Origin of the sequence: Nocardia aobensis NBRC 100429, assembly GCF_000308375.1 — a bacterium.
GTDB classification, from domain to species: domain Bacteria; phylum Actinomycetota; class Actinomycetes; order Mycobacteriales; family Mycobacteriaceae; genus Nocardia; species Nocardia aobensis.
In genome coordinates this window covers 1-4,679 of sequence record NZ_BAFQ01000079.1, presented here as the reverse complement: position 1 = coordinate 4,679, position 4,679 = coordinate 1, and the positions used below count along the sequence as shown (strand labels likewise).

The window sequence follows — 4,679 nt, the reverse complement described above, 5'->3', positions numbered from 1 at the left end:
GGTACGGATGGTGGTGACGCAATGACGACGGCAACCGAATTCGCGACGAGCACAACCACTCTGGAGTCCATCGCCGACCTCGTGGTGGTGCGGCCGGGAATGCTGACCACCGTGCAGGATTGGCCGGGTCGCGTCGGCTACTGGCACGTCGGCGTGCCGCCGTCGGGACCGATGGACGATCTGTCGTTCCGGCTCGGCAATCGGGCGCTGGGCAACGACGAGGGCGCGGCCGGACTCGAATGCACCCTCGCCGGGCCCGCGCTGCGATTCCGCAAGCCGACTCGAGTGTGCGTGACCGGTGCGCCCGCGACGGTGACCATCGACGGCGAGCGCGTACACCAGTGGCGCACCGTCGAGGTACCGGCGGGTGGCACGCTGGATGTCGGCGCCGTGCAGGGTCCGGGTATGCGGACCTACGTCCTGTTCCAGGGCGGTCTCGACCTGCCCGAATACCTCGGCAGCACGGCCACTTTCACACTCGGCAGATTCGGCGGCGGCACCGGTGCCGCTCTTCGCGCCGGCGACCGGTTACCCCTGGGCGAGCCGACCGGCACAATCGGGTCCGGGGTACCGATGGCCGAGCAGCCGGTGCTGACGCGCCGATGGGAACTCGCGGTCACCGAGGGCCCGCACGGCGCGCCGGAATTCTTCACCCGGGCCGATATCGACACCATCCTGGGCACCGACTACGAAGTGCACTTCAACTCCGATCGGACCGGGGTGCGGCTGATCGGGCCGAAACCGCACTGGGCGCGCAGCGACGGCGGCGAGGCCGGACTGCACCCCTCGAACATCCACGACACCGCCTATTCGATCGGTGCCCTGGACTTCACCGGTGATACACCGATCCTGCTGGGTCCGGACGGCCCGAGCCTCGGCGGATTCGTCTGTCCCGTCACGGTTGTCGCCGCGGAGCGCTGGAAACTCGGGCAGCTCTGTCCCGGTGACACCGTCCGCTTCGTCCCGGTGCGCGCCGACCGCGCCGCCTCGATCCGCGCCCTGGGCCCGGCCCGGCGAGCCGACTGGCCGATCGTGCTGTCCGACGGCGGTGACGGCGACGACGGCATCCTGGCCCGCGCCGAAGCCGACGACACCACCACTGTCACCTATCGCCGCGCCGGCGACGACGGCGTCCTCGTCGAATACGGTGACATGACGCTGGATCTGGCATTGCGCGCCCGCGTCCACGCCCTGCACCGGCATCTGCTCGAATACGCCGAGCCGGCGATCACCGAGCTGACACCCGGAATCCGTTCGCTCCAGGTGCGTTTCGATCCGGACCGGCTGGCCACGGCGAAACTGTTGCGACTGCTGCGCGAGGCCGAATCCGCCCTGCCCCCGGCCACGGAACTGGTGGTGCCGAGCCGGACGGTGCACCTGCCGCTGTCCTGGGACGATCCGGCCACGCGCGAGGCCATCACCCGCTACATGCACGGCGTGCGGGCCGATGCGCCGTGGTGCCCCTGGAATATCGAGTTCATTCGCCGGATGAACGGATTGTCCACGGTGGCAGACGTTTTCGATACGGTCTTTGCCGCCGAGTACCTCGTGCTCGGCCTCGGCGACGTGTACCTCGGCGCACCGGTCGCGACCCCGACCGACCCGCGCCATCGCCTGGTCACCACCAAATACAATCCGGCCCGCACCTGGACGCCGGAGAACGCGGTGGGCATCGGTGGCGCCTATCTGTGCATCTACGGCATGGAGGGACCCGGCGGATATCAATTCGTCGGCCGTACCACACAGGTGTGGAACCACCGCGCCACCGGCGATGCCGAGGATCCCTGGCTGCTGCGGTATTTCGATCGCATCCGCTGGTATCCGGTGTCCGCGGAGGAACTGCTGGACATGCGGGCCGACTTCGCCCGCGGTCGCGGCACACTGCGCGCCGAGGAGGGCGAATTCCGGCTCGCCGAATATCGCGATTTCCTGTCCGCCAACGCCGAATCCATCACCGACTTCCGCGCAGTGCAGGCGGAAGCGTTCGCCGCCGAGCGTGATTCGTGGCAGGCGGCGGGCGAATTGCACGAACGAGGATGAGGGGTCCGATATGAGCATCTGGATTCATCGATCCGAAGACCCGGGTCCGCACGCCACCGGTCCGCTGGCGGGTCTGCGGGTGGCCGTCAAGGACAACGTCGACGTCGCGGGCCTGCCGACGACCGCCGGCTGCCCGGACTACGCCTACCTACCCGACCGCGACGCGCCCGCGGTCGCGGCCCTGCGCGCCGCGGGTGCGGTCGTGGTCGGCAAGACCAATATGGATCAGTTCGCGACCGGTCTGGTCGGCACCCGCTCGCCGTACGGTCCCGTCTCGGACTCGCGTCGTCCCGAATTCATCTCGGGCGGTTCGAGTTCCGGTTCGGCGGTGGCCGTCGCGACCGGTGCGGCCGATATCGCCATCGGCACCGATACCGCGGGTTCCGGGCGCGTTCCGGCGGCGCTGCAGGGCATCGTCGGCATCAAACCGACCGTGGGAGTCGTCTCCACCGAGGGGGTCGTCCCGGCCTGCCGTTCCTATGATTGCGTGACGATCTTCGCCGCCGACCCGGCGCGCGCCGATCAGGCGATGGGGGTGATGGCCGCCGGTGCGCCCGCACGCGCCTGGCCCGCCGATACCCGGCTGGCGGCGCCGCCGCGCCCGACCGTCGCGATCTTCGCCGAACTGCCGGAACTGGATCCGGTGTGGCGGGCGGCGTTCGACCGCACCGTCACCGCGCTCCGCCGGCGCGGGGCGACCATCGTGGAGATCGACGCGGCGCCGTTCCTGGCCGCGGCCAGGCTGCTCTACGACGGAGCGCTGGTCGCCGAAAGGTACGCCGCGGTAGGTGAATTCATCGAGACACATCCGGATGCGGTCGATCCGACCGTCGCGAGCATCGTCCGCGCCGCCCGCGAGATTCCGGCGCATCGGCTGGTCGCCGACCGCGCCGAACTCGAGCGCTTGCGCGCGCTCGCGATGGACAGCCTGGGCGACGCCGATGCCCTGCTCGCGCCGACCGCCCCGACGCATCCGACCATCGCGCAGGTCGAGGCGGATCCGATCGGGGTCAACTCCCGCATGGGCACGTACACGAACTTCTGCAATCTGTTCGATCTGTGCGCCGTGGCCGTGCCCGCCGGGATGGCGGGCGAATCCTGTTTCGGCGTCACGGTTTTCGCGCGGCCGTTCGAGGATGCGGTGGCCTTGGACATCGCCGTGTCGATCACCGGCGACGCGGAGATCACGCGGCCGTGGCCGCTGGCGGTCGCACCGGTGAGTGAGCTGATCGTGTTCGGGGCGCATCTGCGCGGCCAGCCGTTGGAACACCAATTGCATGCGCTCGGCGCGCGGTGGGCGGGGCCGGTTCGCACGGCCGCGGCCTATCGCCTCGCCGCCCTGGACACCACGCCGCCGAAGCCCGCGGTGACCCGCTGCGAGGGTGGTGTGTCGGTCGCGGGTGAACGCTGGTTGCTCTCCCCCGCCGCCCTCGGCCGCTTCCTCGCCGCGCTGCCGGCGCCGATGCAGCTGGGCGCCGTCGAACTCGATGACGGCACCTGGCACACCGCATTCGGATGTGACGGGACCGCCGCCGCCGACGGGAAGGACATCAGCGAATACGGTGACTGGCGCGCGGCCCTGGCAGCGGGGGCCGTGGGCTGATTCGCGTCAATCCAGCGCCGTGGCGACCGGACGCTCCGGATCCGACGACCACTGCGACCACGAACCCGGATACAGCGCCGCCGACACTCCCACGACCGACAGCGCCGCGATCTGGTGGGCGGCGGTCACCCCGGAACCGCAGTAGACCGCCACCGGGCCGGAACCGAGATCGGAGAACCGCGCCCGCAACTGGTCCGGGGTCTTGAAAGTGCCCTCGGGCGTGAGGTTTTCCGCGGTCGGCACGCTCACCGCGCCGGGAATGTGCCCGGCGCGCGGGTCGATCGGCTCGACCTGCCCGCGATAACGTTCCCCGGCTCGCGCGTCCAGCAGCGCGCCCCGCCAGCCCGCGACCTCGTCGGCTTCCACCACCGGCATATTGCCGGGCGTGAGCACCACGTCGCCGGGCTTCGGGTCGGGTTCGGTGCCGACGGCCAGATCGCCGCCGCCGCGCTCCCACGCGGGCAGGCCGCCGTCGAGAATGCGCACGTCGCGCACGCCCGCCCAGCGCAGCAGCCACCACGCCCGCGCCGCGGCCATACCGCCGGTGGCGTCGTAGACGACCGTCGGCTCCCCGGTGCGCAGTCCCCAGCTGCGGGCGCATTTCTGCAGGTGGGTGAGGGTCGGCAACGGGTGGCGGCCGTGTGCCGGGGACGGCGGCGCGGCCAGCTCGGTCTCCAGATCGACGAAGATCGCGCCGGGAATGTGGCCGGCGAGATAGTGCTGGGGCCCGTCGGGATCGCCCAGCGCCCATCGCACATCCAGCAGATGCACCCGGCTCTCGCTGTCCGCCAGCGATTTCCGGAGTTCTTCGGGGGAGATCAGTACCGCGGTCAAGCCCGGCTCCTCAGTCAACAGATGTACCCGTGACGCGAACAGGTGTCAGCCTACGACACCGGCGTGTCCCGGCGGGTCAGCATCCATCGCACGACCAGGCCCGCGACCACCGCCCAGAACGCCGCGCCGATGCCGAACACCGCTATCCCGGAGGCCGAGACCAGAAACGTCACCGTGGCCGCGACACGATGTTCGGCGACCC

4 protein-coding genes are annotated in these 4,679 nt (G+C 70.5%); 2 read left to right on the top strand and 2 right to left on the bottom strand.

Features of this window, described 5'->3' with window-relative positions; all coding sequences use genetic code 11:
- The first annotated feature begins 99 nt into the window (after window positions 1-99).
- Together RJ03_RS10735 and atzF are read left to right on the top strand one after the other, a co-directional pair.
- Window positions 100-2,040, top strand: a complete 1,941-nt coding sequence (locus RJ03_RS10735; protein ID WP_036500851.1) for a 5-oxoprolinase/urea amidolyase family protein — start codon at window positions 100-102, stop codon at window positions 2,038-2,040.
- Between the two features lie 10 nt (window positions 2,041-2,050).
- Window positions 2,051-3,643: an allophanate hydrolase gene (atzF, locus tag RJ03_RS10730; protein WP_036500847.1), complete on the top strand. Its 1,593-nt coding sequence runs from the start codon at window positions 2,051-2,053 to the stop codon at window positions 3,641-3,643.
- A 6-nt stretch (window positions 3,644-3,649) separates the two neighbouring features.
- On the opposite strand, the gene RJ03_RS10725 is transcribed toward atzF, so the two are convergent.
- A complete protein-coding gene (locus RJ03_RS10725) occupies window positions 3,650-4,465 on the bottom strand; it encodes a sulfurtransferase (protein ID WP_036500849.1) in 816 nt (271 codons plus the stop codon).
- A gap of 62 nt (window positions 4,466-4,527) precedes the next feature.
- A partial coding sequence (locus RJ03_RS37080; RefSeq protein WP_174372293.1) for a benzoate/H(+) symporter BenE family transporter occupies window positions 4,528-4,679 on the bottom strand: 152 nt, incomplete at its 5' end.

Coding starts and splice junctions, on each gene's coding strand:
- RJ03_RS10735 (WP_036500851.1), top strand. CDS start 100: ATGCTGACCACCGTGCAGGATTGGCCGGGTCGCGTCGGCTACTGGCAC.
- atzF (WP_036500847.1), top strand. CDS start 2,051: ATGAGCATCTGGATTCATCGATCCGAAGACCCGGGTCCGCACGCCACC.